The 18,254-nt window shown below is 53.6% G+C and carries 5 protein-coding genes; 1 reads left to right on the top strand and 4 read right to left on the bottom strand.

All coding sequences use genetic code 11. The features are described from left to right. Positions 1-49: 49 nt before the first annotated feature. On the top strand, positions 50-934 hold the full coding sequence (locus tag Q31b_RS25755) for a transposase (RefSeq protein WP_146602534.1): 885 nt from the start codon (positions 50-52) through the stop codon (positions 932-934). A gap of 533 nt (positions 935-1,467) precedes the next feature. Here Q31b_RS25755 and Q31b_RS25750 read toward each other — a convergent pair. From Q31b_RS25750 to Q31b_RS25735, 4 genes are all read right to left on the bottom strand, one after another. Continuing rightward, on the bottom strand, positions 1,468-2,145 hold the full coding sequence (locus Q31b_RS25750) for a zinc-dependent metalloprotease family protein (RefSeq protein ID WP_146602533.1): 678 nt from the start codon (positions 2,143-2,145) through the stop codon (positions 1,468-1,470). Between the two features lie 669 nt (positions 2,146-2,814). Then, positions 2,815-3,462, bottom strand: a complete 648-nt coding sequence (locus Q31b_RS25745; protein WP_146602532.1) for a hypothetical protein — start codon at positions 3,460-3,462, stop codon at positions 2,815-2,817. Between the two features lie 248 nt (positions 3,463-3,710). Further along, positions 3,711-16,979 carry a tandem-95 repeat protein gene (locus tag Q31b_RS25740; RefSeq protein WP_146602531.1) on the bottom strand — a complete coding sequence of 4,423 codons (13,269 nt, stop codon included), beginning with the start codon at positions 16,977-16,979 and terminating at the stop codon, positions 3,711-3,713. A 2-nt stretch (positions 16,980-16,981) separates the two neighbouring features. Further along, positions 16,982-17,416 carry a hypothetical protein gene (locus tag Q31b_RS25735; protein ID WP_146602530.1) on the bottom strand — a complete coding sequence of 145 codons (435 nt, stop codon included), beginning with the start codon at positions 17,414-17,416 and terminating at the stop codon, positions 16,982-16,984. Positions 17,417-18,254 lie beyond the last annotated feature (838 nt).

The raw sequence follows: 18,254 nt of genomic DNA, 5'->3' as shown, positions 1-18,254 counted from the left end.
CAACCAGTACCAGTATCAAGTCCGTGCGATCACGTGTGCCGAGAACGACATGATCGTGTTGCCAAGTTTGCTGTTCGGCTCGGCTCACGCCAGCTTGGGAGCTGCCGACGATCTGGGCCGAGTCATTAAAAAGATTCGCCAGCGATTCCCGCATGTGACCATTCACGTTCGTGCCGATTCAGGGTTCGCGGTCCCTGAAATGTATGACACATTGGAACGGCTCGATGGCGTTCTTTACAGCATCGGCTATCAGATGAATGCACGCGTTAAACGCGAAAGTAGCGAGCTTTTGCAGCAAAGTGTGGCCGCGTTCGAATCCTCCGGCGAGGCTCAACGGAACTTCCTCTTGCTTGATTACCGAGCGAAAAGCTGGCCGCGATCTCGCAGCATCGTGGTCAAGTGCGAGGTTCAATCCCAAGGGACTAATCGCCGCGCTGTGGTTACCAATCGCCCGGGTGTGAGTGTTTGTCCGGGCGGCGTTTATGACGAGTACGCCGATCGTGGCGAGAGCGAAAATCGTAACAAGGAACTCAAGTGTGAATTGTGTTGTGATCGCCTCAGTGACCATCGTTACATGGCCAATCTGTTCCGCGTGATGATGCACAGCGTTGCGGCGAACTTGCTGGTGCGAATTCGGCAGATTGTCGAGANAGTGCCTGAGATTGATNAGTTCGCCAATGCNGAGATTCCTNTNGAAGCTCAGTCGCCTGGGGNCAAGCGTCGTCATCACACTCGCCGCCGTCGCCGCGACCCTNTGGGAGANGGTCACGCTTGCACGTGGCGGACTCACGTGATCAAGGTCGCGTNCCGAGTGATCGTCCGCACGCGGCGANTCCGNGTGCAATTCTCNTCGAGTTGGCCGTGGGCCAATCATCTCAAGCGTGTTGCGGATCTGCTATCGGGCTACGCTCGGCCCGACCTCAACAGTGCCTAAATCTGCCAGAGGCGAGACGAAATTCTGAATGGGGGTAAGGGGGCGGTCCGCGCTGATCGAGCACCAAAGCACCTACCCCAGCGAATCTCACCCAAACTCTTACCAGACGATCTTAAATCAGAACGCTCGTGAATAATCCGGGCTAGCCGCGCGTGTCACCTTATTTTGACTTTAAGGTAGTGGATCTTGTTAAAGATCCCCATACGGAAGGATCTTTAACAAGATCCACTACGAATTAAGGTCGCACGAGTGCTTCGGCGGCTTTAAATTGTGGTCGTTCTATTCGTGGCGTAGGCTTCCAGCCTGCGATTTGCGACAATTACGGATTGGCAGGCAGGATGCCTACCTCACCACGTTTTAATATTGCTGAAGCACTCGTTTCCATAGGCGTGTACTTAAGGAATTTTTGATGTGAGCCGACGGCGCTAGCCGCGCGTGTCACCTTATTTTGACTTTAAGGTAGTGGATCTTGTTAAAGATCCCCATACGGAAGGATCTTTAACAAGATCCACTACGAAGTTGCGACAAATCGATTACCGACGGACCCGGCGACGACGAACAACGCAGAAGACAACCCCAAAGAGCGTTAACAACGCCAGCGACCCTGGCTCGGGGACAGCGGTGGCTTGAACGAGTACAGGCGTCACGTTGATGTAGTACCCGAGTGCATCGAGTTGCACCAGAGGACTCGACCGGATCGTCGTCACTTCGGCTGCCGACAGTGACGTATCCAGATTCAACATCGGTCCCATCAATCCAGCACCACCTGTGTGCCCCAAACCAAGATTGTGCCCCATCTCATGGGCGATCAATTCGGGGCCATATAACGGATGAGCAGCGGCGAGCGAGTTCAGTACAATCAGGTTCCCGGGATTCGCCCCACAGCCGACGATGTTGGTTCCTGGCGAGCCACACCAATTGATTGCATCGACGTAAAACAGTTGGATCGTTGACGAGGGACCGCTAGCCAAGGAACCAAGGGTGCTGAATTCTGCCGATGAATCGATCGTGGTCAAATCAGGATCGATGATCGTGATTGACGCGTTAAACCGAAAACCGATCGGATCGGCAGCAAACGACCCTTGAGAAAAGATCGAGTTCAAACTAGCTTCCTGCGTCGTGACAACCGCTGCGTCGGCGTCCTGAGACAAAGAGCCAACGAAAGCGAGGATACCAGCGAGCAGGAGAGGAATACGAGAGTGAAGCATCATTGGAGTACAGTCAGGCTTTTTAGCCTCCGAAGCGGTGCACGCGTCCGACTGACATACAACGCCAGTTCACGATTGCTCCAGTATAGTCAAAGGATCAATGTCTGTCCCGCAAGTTGAAAAGTCACTGTATTGCCTCCTTGGCCCCTGTGGGTGCCCTTGCCGGCAAGCCCAAAAAACGCACAGGCGTGACCCAGCGCGTTTCGAAATTCGTTCCAATTCAGGGTGTTCCCATCTGCCGATCCCCAAACGAAGTATCTCCACCTGAGCGATTTCCTCGACGTATTCGACGTTTGCCACGTGCCATAGTGGCAAAACGCTAATCAATCCCGCGTGGTCGGCTACACCGGCGTACTGTTCTCGTGCATTTTGAACGATGATGCACACTGCAAACGTAGCCACGCTCGCCAGAACGTGGTCCACCGTCTGGGGTCGAGCTCGACAATCTGCCGCAATCGCCAAACCTCGAAGTGGATCTTGTCAAAGATCCTTCGAGCAAGGGATCTTTAACAGGATCCACTGCGGACAACTCTAAGTTTGGATCCTGTCTGGTCAGTCGAGCGATGGCATATCGGCGAAGGCGCAGCGACACCCCGGCCCCATAAGATTCCATAAAAAAACGCCCAGGTTTAACCCTGGACGTTTCATCTGATTTTTAAAGCCAGCCGCCGATTAGGCAACGGCGCGTCGTCGTCGCAAACAAAGCCCACCGGCCACAAGTCCGCAAATCGCAAACGATGCAGGCTCGGGAATAGCGGTGACCTGGTAAGGTGCGGATAAGGCGACAGGTATATTCGTTCCAGCGCCGACAAAAACGAATGACGATCCACCCGCTACGATTTCTAATGTCGCAAATTGATCAACGACGCCAGTGGTGTCAATGTTAAAGCGGCCTAGGTAGCTCGGGGAAAGCGCGTCACCAGAAATAGTCGTGGCATCAGCAAAGTCATCATCCGTTACACCGATCGCGCCATTGATACCTGACAGGCTGCCGGATGCAACTGCGTTAAAGCCAGCGGCATCCCAGATCGAAGAAATCCCCGTAAACGTAATCCCTCCACCGGGCGATGGAGGACCAGCAGGCCCTTCAAAGACACCGCCAGGACCAACAATCTGTACAGCCAAATTAATACCCAAAACGTCGGTTAATGCTCCGGTATCGGAGTAACCAAAAAGATCGATTGTTTGACCGGTGGAGTTATTCGCTAGACTGTTAGCACCAGTAGAGGGACTAACACTTAGAATGATTGCTGCATTGGCACTCTCAACATAACCGGCAACGGCGAATGCCATTGTCAAAACGCACATGATGTTTCGCATTATCGCTTCCTTTAATTGAACTCTGAGATTGAACTTTGTTGAACTTTGTTGAACTTTGTTGAACTTTTGTTGAACTTTTGTTGAACTTTAATTGAACTACGAGCACAGCACAAGTCAATTCGCCCCGATGGGAACCATGACGTTGTAAATTATCAAGCACGCCCCTGCTAACTAATCCTTTCAGCCAAACTAACCCGGAAGCGGAGCTAAAGACTCGCACTTCCGGGAAAACGGCATAGCTATCCGGCTTAGAATAGATCGCCCAACAAGCCATCATCATCTTCATCACTGAATAATGAATCGAGACTGTTCAAGAAATCATCAGAAACAGCTCCCAACAACGGAACTACCGGTGTGGCATCCGGGGCCTGAGACAACAACAATCCCTTGTTTCCAGTTGTAAACGGACTTGTAAATGCCTGCCGAGCAACAAACTGATCATTGATGTTAACTAAGCCATCCTTGTTGAAGTCAAAATCATTGCCGACGGTCTCACTTCCACCGAACGGCGTGAAATTCGACCTAGTAAAGAACTGATCATTGATATCGACCGCTGCTCGCTGACCAAGATTGCCTCCATTCGTTTCGCCGGCCCAGTTACCCCAGTAGTGGACATCTGGCATGGCCAAATCGGTGTTTGCTGTCGCAAGTACAGTCACTTTGAGCCAAGTCTTTTGGATGTCGTTATCGTTCCATGTCACCACGATTCGATCGGATCCATTGACACCCGCCCCCGGTTGAACCTGCACATTCGATGGTGCCGGAGCAGGCACAAATCCTGCTAGCTCACCGTCGGTACCAACTTCAAAGTCGAAGTCAGCCGCCGTCACGGTGCCCGGCACGTTTGCGATATCGATCATGATCCCAGTGATGCCGTTGGAGTAACTGGTGTAGTTGGCGAATGACGCGGGCTCCCCTGGCATCAGTGCTTGCTTGTCAGGATCAATTGCCGCTGCTTCGTCAAAGCCACCTGCCGGGTCAACATCAATCGCGACACCATTGGCATCGAAAGACGAGCCACTGTAGAAGACATGACGACCAGCGACGAACGGTGTAGCCGTCACTTCCACGTTGAACGTCTCACTATCCAATCCGCCGTCACCGTCGTCGACCGTAACAGTCACAACGTATGTTCCAGCAGTCGCAAACACATTGTCAATGTTGAACGTCTTGCCAACTGCACCCAGATTCTGAACGCCATTGCCGTCGCCGAAGTCAACGGTTGCCGTCCAGTCGTCGGCCCCTGGATCCGTGAAGGAAACGGTTCGCAAGTATGGCACGTCCGTCGCCGCCGAATCGTCCGCGAGCGTGGCAATGACTGGTGGGAGATTATTCACCAGGACCGGCACGGTATATGAGTTGAACAGCCCATCCTTATCTTCGATAATAACAGAAATCTCTGAGCCTGGGTTATCGGCCAGTAGGCTGTTCGGAATCGCAGCCGTCGACAACGGTGACTGGAAAATCTCGAATGATCCATTGCTACCGAAGTCGTAGCTAAACTTGAGCGAGGCAAGGTCGACCGAGGACGGATCGGCAACGTTATCGACGAGAATCGTGGCACCGGTCGTGCCCTCATCATACGGACCATTGACGACTACCAATCCGGTTGGGGCCACGCCCGTCACCGAGATCGGCAATGTTCCAGCACTTGGGAATTCCTTAGGACTGGTGTCCGGGTTCTGTACACCATCCGAGAACAAGCTAACGCGAATCGTCGTGTCAACCATTGCAGTTTCATCGTCGTAGAGATGCGACAAGCTTACTGTTGTGCCAGCATTCAGGTCGGTGAGTTGTCCACTGTTCAACGAGGTGGTTGAACCATCACCCCAGAAGACCACGGCAGCGGTGATCGGGTCATCCGCTAAGGTGGCTGGATCCGATGCGTTATCCAGGTCAATCGTGAACGTTGTCCCTTCTGAGATTGGGCTCGTCTGGCTGCTAGTTACATCGACCGAAGGCCCACCATCGGTACCCGCCAAATCGAAGCTTGTGGTGGTCGTACTGGACCCTGGGTCACCAAAGGCCCCACCATCGCTCGCGGTCACGCTGACGGTGAACAACTCCGTCAAGCTAGCACCTGGATCAACGTCGTCGATATTGATTTGCACCAGGGCCAAGTCCGCTTGAACGTCAGCAAGTTCGCCAACGAACGTTGCCACTGTATCTCCAGCCGAAAGCACGATTGAGCCTGCAGACGGTCCTGCTAATTGCTCAAACTCGACTCCGCCGGCTGGTAAGGTGACGGTCAACGTTAACGTTCCATTCGACACGCCGTCGTTGATATCAACATCGTCGATATTAATTAGCGTATTTAGGCCAACCGAACTGGCTTCCGTCACTGCAACCGGTGTTAGCGGAACCGTGATCTCAGGCGGATCATTGATCGGCAGGACGTTGAACGATGCCGTAACCGGACCTTCCAGCGTACCACCTTGAACGGAGAACTCGATCTCAACCAAACCATTAAAATCGGCGTCCGGGGTGAATGTCCAAGGTCCAGAACCGGTCAGTGTTCCGTCGCCCGCAATCAGACTCAAGGAAGTGGCGTTAAGCGCATCATCAGGATCACTTGAGCCCGCGGTGAGTTGTGCCGACGTGATCGTGACAACTTCATCTTCATCCGAATCGGCTAAAGTTACATCGCCAGCGACAGTTGGGAAATCGAAGTTGTTAACCGTAATGTCGAAGGTGACATCGCTGGTATCCGTACCACCGCCGTCGTCAACCGCAGTTACCGTCACGGTCGTTGTGCCCACTTTACTACTGTCGGGAGTAAAGGTCAGTTTGCCGGAGTTGTCGATCGCTGGTTGATCAGTAAACAAGCTAGGATCATCCGTCACGACGTTAAAGGTCGTGATCGATTGTCCTGATTCATTGGCAGGTCCCGTCGAGACCGTCAAGAATCCCGCTGCCTCGTAGGCACCCACATTTTGCAGAACGGTAACATCACCAGGTGCTGCTGGGGTGAAAATTGGAGGATCGTTAACCGGCGTCACGTTGATCACAACGGCCTGAGGAGCACTGTCCACCGTACCGTCATTCACTTTGTAAACGAAACCGTCGGTACCATTGAAGTTAGCGGCGGGCGTGTAATCAAAGCTGCCCGTCAATGGATTCAACGTGAAGCTCAATGCATTGGCAGGAGCAGAAACGACCACGTAGGTTAGCGTGTCGTTCGAGTCGGGATCCGACGCACTGATTCCTACATCACCTATGATTGCGGTGTCTTCCGGCGTGGTGCGTGCAGCGCCCGCCGTGGTTGCCGGAGCATCGTTCAGACCAGTGACCGAAATGGTCGCTTGGGCCGAGGAAGTATTACCGGCAGCATCCTTCATCGTGTAATCGACGATGACCGTCGCCGTTTCACCAGTCGCGAGAGCTTGGTAATCCGCCGATGGAGTGAACTTCAACTGTTTGCCATCGACGGATACGCTGCCGTTGTTCGTGATCGTGACACCACCAGGAGGAGTCACCGAAGCGATTGATACGGAATCGAGGACGAAGTTCACAGGAGAATCATCCACATCAACATCGGTGTCATTGGCCAGCACGTCGACCAACACCGATGCGGTGTCTTCGGTCAGCGTACTGCCAGTATCGTTCACGGCATTGGGGCTATCTGCCAGTCCATCGACGGTGATGGTCAACGTTCCTGGGGCTGAAAGGGAGCCGTCCGAGACGGTGTAGGAAACCGTCACGGTTGCTGTGTCGCCAGCGTCCAATTCTGCGAATGCCGCACCAGGGGTGAACTCGACTTTATTCCCCACGACAGCGACCGTTCCCGCAGCAGCTGGGCTTCCACTCAATCCAGTCGTTGCCGTGATCGTCGCCCCGGGCAACAAAGTCAGCGGCGCCGGCGAATCGACATCGGTGTCGTTGGCCACGACATCGACTGCGGTTGCCCCGGAGAGCGAAGTGTCTTGATCCGTCATCGCGGTATCAGCCGTCGCTACCGGAGCATCATTCACAGCGTCAATATTGATGGTGACCGTTACCGGTGCCGAGAGGGCACCGCTGTTGTCCTTGACACGATAAACGAACGTGTCGGTTCCATTCTGGTTCGCAAACGGTGTGTAATTAAATGCACCGGTCGAAGACATGATGATCGAACCCTTGGTCGGCTGTGTCACCAGCGGCAAGTTGACTGAGAGATCGTTCTTGGCACCGTACTTGTCATCGACATCGGTATCATTCGCAAGCACACCTGCAGCCGCATTGACCACCAAGGTCGTATCCTCAGATGTCGTATAGATGTTGTCGTCGGCACCAATCGGAGCATCGTTGACACCATTCACTGTGATGGTCAAGGTTGCAGTGTCGCTCAGAGCACCGAGATTGGCGGTGTATTCAATCTCGACCGTTGCGGATTCTCCGACATCCAACGCGTCAAAACTAGTTCCAGGTGTGAACACAACTTGGTTACCGACGACACTGACAGTGCCATTGCCGAGGGTCACACCACTCGGTCCGTTAACCGAAACAACGGGGGGATCGGAAACCGTCAAGCTTGACGTCAGATCGTCGTCGTCGACAACTTCATCATTGGCCAAAACATCGACCGTCAAGGCGTCGTTTTCATTGGTGGCGTAAGATGCGTCGTCATCATTTGCAATGGGTCCGTCGTCAGCGCCATTGACGGTGATTGTCAATGTAGAGCTACTTGAATCACCGAATGTATCTTCCATTGTATATGGAATCGTAACCTCAACAGAATCACCTGGGTCAAGCGAGTCAAATTCGGCACCCGGTTCAAACTTGATTGAATTACCATCGATGCTAATTGTCGCATCGCTGAGGTCGAAACCACCGGTCGAAGTTGCAGCGCCAAGCGATACAAGCGTAAAGTTGGCTGGCTCATCATCGCCATCGATGTCGGTATCGTTCGCCAACACCGCCACCGTCTTGTCTTCATTTTCATCGGCATTCGCAGTATCAGCGACCGCAACTGGCAGGTCATTCAAACCGTTGACGGTAATCACCAATTCGGCCGTGGAAGTCAAGCCTTCGTCGTCACTCATCGTGTACGAAACGGTGACGGTCGCGGTATCTCCATCATCCAAGACGTCGAACGCGGTGCCTGGCTTGAACTCGATTTGATTTCCAACAATAGCAACGGTTGCATCACCAATGCCAGGAACTCCCGAAACGGAAGTCACGTTCACCGCATCAATACTAAAGTTCGCCGGGACGTCGCTTGGAGCATCAGGGTCGGTGTCGTTCGCGAGCACGTCAAACAAAGCGGTTGTGTTCTGGTCGGTTGATCCAGAGTCATCCACTGCGGTTGGCGGATCATTGATATCGACGATGTCGATGGTGATCGTTTGAACGGTCGAAGTAGCCGAACCGTCCGAGACTTCGTATTCGATTACGATTCCCGAAGTAATCGACGGTGAGGGTGGAGCAACGAACGTCCAAACGGAGCTACCACTTGGAGCTGTGAGCGTGCCAATGTTTGGTGTGGGACCGCTGACCAACGTGTAGGTCAATCCCGCATCCGGCGTTTCTACATCGTCCACGAACGGTGCCAAGTCAAAGACAAACGTTTGACCTTCGCCCACTGCAAACGCGATGTCCGTTGCCGTCGGAGCGTCGTTAACGGGATCCACGGTCACAACGAAACTATTTTCGATAAACAAGCCGGCAACGTCAGTTGCAAGTACAGTGATCGTCGCAGCCCCATTTTGGTTTGGCTGGTAATCTAAGATTAAATCAGACCCCACAACGTCTGCCGTGACCAAAGTCCCGTCCGAACTCGATGCCGTGATCGTCAAACTGTCACTGTTGGTAGCAATATCGACATCGCCAAACATACCGGTCAAATCGATGTTTGTGTTTGGGTCGTCCTCGTCAACCGAGAAATCAGCCGTCGGACTCTCGACGGTAGGGGTATCGTTGACGGGATCAACCGTCACATCGAAACTGTCCTCGATGAACAACGCGCCATCGTCGGTAGCACGTACGGTGATCGTCGCCGTTCCATTTTGCTCAGGCTGGTAATCCAAGATCAAATTAGATCCTACAACGGATGCCGCGACCAGAGTTCCGTCCGAACTCGATGCCGTGATCGTCAAACTGTCACTGTTGGTAGCAATATCGACATCGCCAAACATACCGGTCAAATCGATGTTTGTGTTTGGGTCGTCCTCGTCAACCGAGAAATCAGCCGTCGGACTCTCGACGGTAGGGGTATCGTTAATGGGATCAACCGTTACATCGAACGTGTCTTCGACAAACAATCCGGCATCGTCGGTAGCCTGTACGGTGATCGTCGCCGTTCCATTTTGCTCAGGCTGGTAGTCTAAGATTAAATCAGACCCAACCACGGATGCCGCGACCAAAGTCCCGTCCGAACTCGTTGCCGTGATCGCCAAACTGTCGCCATTGGTTACGATATCGACATCGCCAAACATACCGGTCAGGTCGATCGTTGTGTCTGGTGCGTCCTCGTCAACCGAGAAATCAGCAATCGGATTCTCTAACGTTGGTGCGTCGTTGACAGGATTGACGGTAACGTTGACCGTTGCCTCGTTCGAGTCAAGGTTCGGTGAACCGTCGTCGCGAATCGTATAGGTAAACTCGAAGCTTCCGTTGAAGTTCGCCGGAGGAGCAAAGTCAAACGTCTTGCCAGACGAGCTAATCGTCAACGCACCAAGCACTTCTGGAGGGAATGGTGCTGTGAGTGAGAAGGAAACGATCGTCAAATCTTGAGACGATTCATTAGGCTGTCCAGCGTTGTCCGCTCCATTCGGATTCAGATTGCCGATCACATCCAACACGAACGGTGTGTCATCTTCATCAAGCACAAACGTATCATCCGTGGCGACTGGCGCGTCGTTGACTGGCGTGATCGTAATATCGAAGGACTTGGTGACCGAAGTGTCTTCACCACCATTGGCGTCACCACCATTGTCTTGCACTTCAACTTGGATCGTCGCGGTACCGAACGCTTCCGCAAGCGGGGTGAACGTTAGCTGTCCATTCGAATCGATCACCGGTTGGACCGAGAACAATGCTGAGTTGTCATTACTTAGAATGCTGTAAGTAAACGTTTGCCCCGATTCATTGGCAGCACCTGCGGTCGCCGTTGCGAAACCAGAAACGGTCTGAGCCAGAGAATCCTCAGGAACGGGAGCCAAAGCGCCTACCGACAGCGTCGGCTGGTCGTTGACCGCTGTGACTTCAAAGAGATAAGTCTGCTGCGAGCTAGCGACGGCAGGAGTTCCATTATCGGTCGCCGTGATCGTCAACGTCGTGCTGCCATTTGCATCGGCAGCTAGCGAGTAAGACAACTCGCCCGACGCATTGATCGTCGGCTGTGTACTAAAGAGGCTTGGGTCAGCTGCGACCACTGCAAAGCTGACCGTTTGCCCCGATTCATCTACACCACCACCCGCAGAAATACCAGTCAAGAATGCGACATCGACTGCATCCGCAGAATCCTCAAGGACGGCAACGGGAGCGGGCACCGTGAATACAGGCGGGTCATTGACTGCTGTCACATTGATCGTGACCAAAGCGCTGCTAGTCGTATCAACATCGGAGATAAAGTAAGTAAACGAATCCGAACCGACGTAATCCGTCGTGGGTACATAAGTGAAGGATCCATCGCTCGCGATACTGAACGAGGCCGCATGTGCAGGAGCAAGGCTCCCCACCACAACCGGCGTATCGTCTGGATCGGTATCGATACCCGGGGCATCGGTAATCACGTTTCCAGTCAACGTACCTTGTTCTGCGACCGTATACGAATCAGGATTCGCGACCACGGGGTCATTGACACCCGTGACAGTGATCACAAGCTGAGCGGTCGATGTCGCCGCGTCGTCGTCACTCATTGTATAAGGGATCGTGACCGTCGCCGTTTCACCGGTATCGAGATGGTCGAACAAGCCCGCAGGATCAAAGGTAATATCACCGCCGGCGGTGAAGGTAATCGCACCCGAGACATCGGTCGAGTCTGAGACGACAACCGTGCCGAGACTATCCAAGCTGAATTCGGCAACGCCATCGTCGGGGTCCGAGTCCCCGTCATCATCGTTCGCGAGCACATTGACGGTAACGGGAGTCTCTTCGTCAGTGGTTCCGGTATCGTCCTGGGCGGTGGGACCGTCGTTTACGCCAGTAACCGTGATGACCAAATCGGCTGAAGATGGTTCGTTATCATCATCCGACATCGTGTACGGAATCGTCACCGTGAGTGATTCACCCGTGTCGAGGTCTTCAAATAATCCCGCAGCATCGAAAGTAATCTCTCCCGCCGGCGTTATCGTGATCGCCGTACCTGGAATCGAACGTGCATCGGATGCTACCGCAGTGCCAACCGAATCGAGCGTGAACTCACCCGCACCAAACGAATCATCGAGATCCGTATCATTGGTGAGCACATTCTTCGATACCGAAGAATCCTCATCAACCGTCGCGGTATCCGCAACCGCTGTTGGAGCGTCATTGATCTCGTACACAGCGATTTCACGGGTTTGGGCGTTGCTGCTGGAATCACCGTCATTCACGCTAAAGCTGATGGTGCGAGTGTTTTCGGTCGGTAGCTGAGACGTGTTTTCAAATGTCACACTTCGCAAAATCGCTTGATACTGAGCGATGGTGGCTGGACCAGTAATCGTCAATATGCCCGCTGCATAACTACTGCTTACGCCGCCTGGCAATCCCGAAACGCTCAGCACGTCATCGGCTTCGTAGTTCGCGGTGATCGAGACAGTGGCACCCTCCATATTCACGTCATCAAGATCACTGATGACAAGCGTGTCAGTGATTTGTTTCGCTGCATCACCTTCGTTGAAAGATATCGTCCCTGCCTCAATTGCCGACAAAACGGGCGGATCGTTGACCGGCAGCACGTCAACAAAGACCGTACCGGCGATCGCTGCAGTTAAACCGCTATCTCTTATCGTGTAGCTGAAACTCACATCGCCGTCAAAGTTCGCTGGTGGAAGCGGGGTGTATTTGACCGTTTGGTCGACGTTGATCCCCAGCTGTCCCTGGAAGCCAGCCAATGCACCTACCGAGGTGGTTGTGGAGTAGTCAATGCCATTCAAATCCAATCCGCCATTGAGGTTGATATCCACGCCACCCGCAGTGTCTTCGTTGACAACCCAGCCCGCGGAATGAATCACGGCACCCGAGGTCGCCGCTTCGATCGCAGCGTCCATCGAGGCAAAGGCTTGGTAACCGACGATCAAACCAGGAACTGCCGCACCGCCAACTGGGGTGAAGGTCACGGTATCACCGACCGAGAATCCGTCACTTCCTGGGTCGTTTGTAATCGTAAAGGCACGATCCAGGCCGCCGGCTTGTGTCGAGGCAGCGTACAGCGTCGGATGGCTGGCCACGCTGATGACAACGTCATTACCATCACCGCCCGCATAATCGATCGACAACGGAACTTGACCACCACCGGGCACAGATCCCATCAGAGTTACACCCGACGGTGTCGCAAAAGTGCCTGCAACGGCTTCACCACCATCATTTAGAATGATTTCCCAAGATTCGCCCGGAGCCGGTACGTAGCCGAACACCAAGCTCAGCGTACCATCAAGCGAGACCGCACCCGTGCCACTGCCGGCCGCAGCCGAATCCACGATAATTTGGTCATGACCGCCGGCCACACCCGCGCCTGCGGTGCCGTCGATCTCAATCAGCAGATTGGATGCGGAAGCTTGCGTGTAACTGCCGTACGTAACCACACCAGGACTTGAGCCTGGGCTGTGAATTTCATCGCCCACCACGACGTCTTCGGCAAAGGTGCCGGTTTGGACGTGAACGGTTCCACCAAGGCCGACCAAAGCATTTGCTTCGGCTATTCGTCCAGTTGCCCCCGTCTGTGCCCCCTTGTCGTGGACATATAGATCATCGTCATCAACGATGCCTTGGAAACCAACCGTTCCTCCATCGGTATCGCCGCTACCCAATTTCGGTGTGTAATCGACCGATCCGGTGACCGCAACAGCAGCGCCGACATTCGTCAGGCTTGCGGCGCCCCAGAAGTTGCTCGACGCATTAACCTTACCAACAACATCATTGTCGATCGACACAACACTGCCGGAGAAATCATTCTTTGTAATCAGCAGCGTATCGAAGTCAACGTTGACACCCGATCCGACCGCACGGAAGGAGACGCCGGTGTTCCCACCAATGACGTTTTCTTCGATCGTAACGTTTTCGAGTAACCGCCCGGCGTTCTCGCCCAACAGGATACTGGTGGTGCCAGCGATATCATTGCCCCGAATGGTCAACCCATTAACATTCTGTCCACCATTGGCAGGCGTGATGTTCACGGCCGCACCGGCAATGCCCGTAATGTCATTGTTTTCGATCAAGAGGTTAGTGATAAGACCCCCTGCATTGTCAACAAAAACGCCGCGCAGATTTCCGGTCGAGGAGCTGTTTTGGATGGTAGCATTGGTCAGCGCGTGGCCACCTGTGATGCGAATGCCATTCTCAAAACTCATCGCTGAGACGCCATCGATCACGACGTTCTCTAGATCGCCGCCAAAGGTATCAATCTGAACGCCGGTCGTATCCGGTGTTGTATCCGCTGTGCCGGACCCCGTAAATTGAAGGCCAGAAAGCGTAACGTTATCGGCCGTGATCACTGCACCTGAAGTCATTGTGGCAACTGGGATCGTAACGGTGCCAGGCGTTGCTGTAACCGTGACGCTCTTATCGATCGCCAAGGTTTCGTTGTAGGTGCCGGCTGCCACCGTAATCGTCGCGCCACTATTCGCTGCGTCAACGGCCGCTTGAATCGTGCTGAAGGCGTTATAGCCGTATTGATGCCAGGTATTTCCTTCTTCAAACCACTCGTCTACTTGCAAAGCACTCGTCGCGTAGTCGTCATCAACGATTAACGAATCGAGACCGGTGTTTTGAATTTCACCGCTGAGCACGACGGAACCGCCGGTTTGCACGATCGTCATACCCGAGCGTTCGTCAGCAATGGTAATATCCGCATTGCCCAGCGAGACCAGATCACCTGCTGGGAGGCCGGGCGCACCACCGGTTCCGTTATTGGTGAAAGCAGAGTTCGCATCTACGGCAACCGTGCCGGTGTGAACTGGTTGTCCGGGAACCCCTGAGAGTATCCCAACTTGTCCCGCATTGGAAATGTCGACGTTCTCGAGCTCAACCGAGGTCATGGTGCCAAACAGTACGATTCCGACGCTACCTTGAATGACGATGCTTGACGAATCGCTCATATCGATTTCAAAGTCCGAAACAGAAACTGTACCGACAGAATATGCGAGAACGCCAACCGTCGCATCAGAGCTATTAGTCTGGAAGCCGCTCATACTGCTGCCGGTCGTGCCTGCACCGGAAACGGTAAGCGAAGCCACATCGTAGACTTCAAGTGCCGCTTGACCACCTTTACCGGTACCGGTAAAGGTCGTGTCGGTGATTTCAACGGTCGCGGTACTTGCCGCACTCGTTCCCTTGAATTGGACCGTTCCAAAGTTGTCAGCAAAACTGGAATTCGACAGAGTGGCGTTCGCACCATCGGCCAAACGAACGTGGAACGTGATACTGTCACCACTATCAGCAGTGAAGTTCTTGACGTCCAAGTCATCAAGAATAACCACGCCACCAAGAGTACCCGTCGCGCTGGTATGAATCGGCTTCAGAGCAGTGTTTTGCCCGTCCATCGTCAGCGATTGAAGGGTCAAGTTATCGACTTGGTTGCTCGGTGGAACCTCGATTAACCAACCAGAGAGCGTGGAAAGCGTCATGTCCTGCAACGTTGACCCGCTGGCAGCGGAGAGAAGCGTGATATTGCCATCGATAATGACCGACGCTTCCGACGCACCAACAATCGTCAACGGCTTGTCAATTGTTAGGTCTTCGCTGTAGGTGCCTGCGGCAATGTTAAGCGTCGCGCCGGCTGGAGCGGCGTCAATTGCGGATTGAATCGAGGAGGACGCAGGAACGACTAAACTGGACATGTCGCCTTGGAAGCCCGCCGTGCCTGAATCGGTATCGGTACCGCTACCGAGATATGGCGTAGCATCAACCGCAGTGCCAGCGCCGCCAGTGACCGGTGCACCGCCCCAGTAATTCAATGTGCCATCTACTGCTACACTACTTTGGGACGTGATCCCAGTAACGACATTACCAGACAGATCATTGTCGGTGGCTGTAACCGTACTTCCGTCGGCACCAGGTGCAGTTTCAGCGCCGACATAAATACCGTTGGTGTTGCCGTTAATAAAGTTATTACTAATGGTGGCGCCAGTGCCAGCACCAAAGAGCGTCGAGATGAGAATACCGGCCGAGGTCCCACCTGCATCACCACCAGTCGTCGGTGACCCCAGATTATTCGTGATCACATTTCCGATAATGCTGACATTCGCTCCGTTTCCAACTTCGACGGCATAGTCGAGATGGTCACCTGCACCCTTGCCGGTGTAGGTATTTCCCTGGAAGGTCCCCGTTGTTCCAGGACCGTAGTAAAGCACGCCGTCTCGACCGATATTAGTAAATGTCGAATTGGTTACATCGACGTCACTTGATGTGCCAAAGGCAGCGATCCCGGTGCCTTGGTGTGCATCGCCGATGTTGTAGCTGATCTCGTTAAACGCGACGCTGTCGAAAGTTCCCGAGCCCTTGTGGCGAATCGCTTGCCAAATCGACTGCCCCGTGCCATCAAAAGTAATGTCCGAAGCAGAAAACTGCTCACCGTCATTAACCAGGAACCATCCCCGAGTATCGCCCCCCGCGCCCGTATCGAACGTGGACTTTAGGACTGTACTGGCAGAGCCCGCACCCACCAACTGCAAGTCGTCATTCACCACGACCTGAGCGTTAATCGCAAAGGTCCCATCCGCGATATTGATCGTGTCCGTTACGCCCGGACCGTCTCCGTCATTCGCCTGTACAACTGCGGCTCCGAAATCATCGAAAGCGGTTGTTCCAAATGTTAATCCTGGAACATCGTCGCCTAATCCAGAATTGTCGACGCCGTCAGGCCCAACCCAATAAACAACGTCCGTCGCCTCGACAACACCAGAAGTTCCGCCGACATCTGCCGATTCAACAAAGCCAGTCAGATCGTCCACATAGAGCATATCCGCCGCCAACAACATTCTTTGCTCAAGGCCTTCTGCCATGAAGCGGCGGCCTTTGGCCGTTGCGTAGCGTGGTTGGTTTTTCTTGTTCTTCTTTTTCTTGTTGCGAAGCGATTTGGTCAGCTTGCCGAACAAACCGTTGCCACCCGAGATGACTGCCATGTTCGGTTGAGCACCGGCCATGTTGCGCACGAAAGGAACGGAGAGGATCGCTCGTACGATCATCGCGAGGCCAAGGCCGATGCGGGTCAACCAAGATCCGCGGAAGGCGGTGCGATAACGCTCGAGACGAGCGGCTCGCTTTTCAATCCACGCTTGACGACGCGCTTCGATGCGGGCGGTCCAGCGAGTGGCTCGTTGGCGAAGTCGTTCCATCCGCGATGGGTTTTTCAAGGTGCTCTGGTTGGCGGAGAGACGGAAGTTGGATCGAATCGACATTTTCAGTTACCTAAACTAAGCGGAAATTGACAATGCCACGGATTGCTAACGCGACTCGGGGATCCGAGTGAGCACAACGCGTGGCCGCTGTGTCGCAACATTGGAAATAAAACAAGTTGATTGGTGACATACGCGAAAATCATCACCTGCATGGACTCTGACGAATCCGAATGCCGCGGAATGAATGTAGTGGAGGTTGTTAAACCTCCCAATGCATTGGGATTTTTAACTCGATCGCTGGTCGCATTGGGATCTTTAACAAGATCCACTACGAGGTCGCCTGCAGCATTGGGATCTTTAACAAGATCCACGACGAGGTCGCTGGCGGCATTGGGATCTTTAACAAGATCCACGACGAGGTCGCCTGTAGCATTTGGATCTTTAACAAGATCCACTACGAGGTCGCTTGCGGCATTGGGATCTTTAACAAGATCCACTACGAGGTCGCTGGCTTGAGGAACGGCTTCCTGGTCCTCGCCCAATTGGGCCGAGTCCCCGGCGATGGTCCGAACCGATCCCGTCACCGCACGAAGCGCGGGCGTGTCGAAACGTCGATCTTGGAAACCGTTTTGCATGGAAGCGACTCTTGAATCCTAAACACAGGCAACTTCCTGACTAACGTGGCCAAGAAGTTGATCTGTTTCGCTTTTCGGAGTTCATCCTAACAGGAGAGTTTTGTCGACTGCGCATGGGAGCGCAGCGGCGGGGATGTTTCGTGAATGTAACGATACTGATCTTAGATACACAGCAGAGGGGGTGCAACAACGTACAGACAAATTTCGAGAAATAATTTGACGGAGGGCCGTTTGTGAGCTACGAAAAATCCACGACTCCGGCTTCGATGTTTTCAAGTCTATCGTCGACCGTTCCCAAGCCGCCTGCTTACGAGCTTCGGTGATGCGTATTCGCACACATGCGAATCACGAAATACTCGCGTTAAAATGCGAAGACTAAAATTGAGCTTGCATAGATTCTCATCAGTCCGCGTTGGATTTTCATGCGTCTCCTACCTTTCTTGAAGAGGCTTCCCAATCCAACCAATCGATTTTACCTCGTCCACATCATGCGATGCGCCATCGTTTTGACTATCGCTCAATGGGACAACCCGCACAATCGGAGAGCCATTGTCATGCGACGCGCCGTCGTTTTGACTATCGCTCGATACCACCAGCGGGCTAACCTCGATTACCGATCGCTGGACGGTTTGGCGATGGCTAAGGCTCTGTGAATTAGCATACGAATGGTCGCCAACGGCAATGCGGATAATTCGCGGAG

The sequence above is a fragment of the Novipirellula aureliae genome, from assembly GCF_007860185.1.
Lineage (GTDB): Bacteria > Planctomycetota > Planctomycetia > Pirellulales > Pirellulaceae > Novipirellula_A > Novipirellula_A aureliae.
Note: the sequence above shows the minus strand (reverse complement) of the source record. Positions and strands in the feature narration are given on the sequence as shown.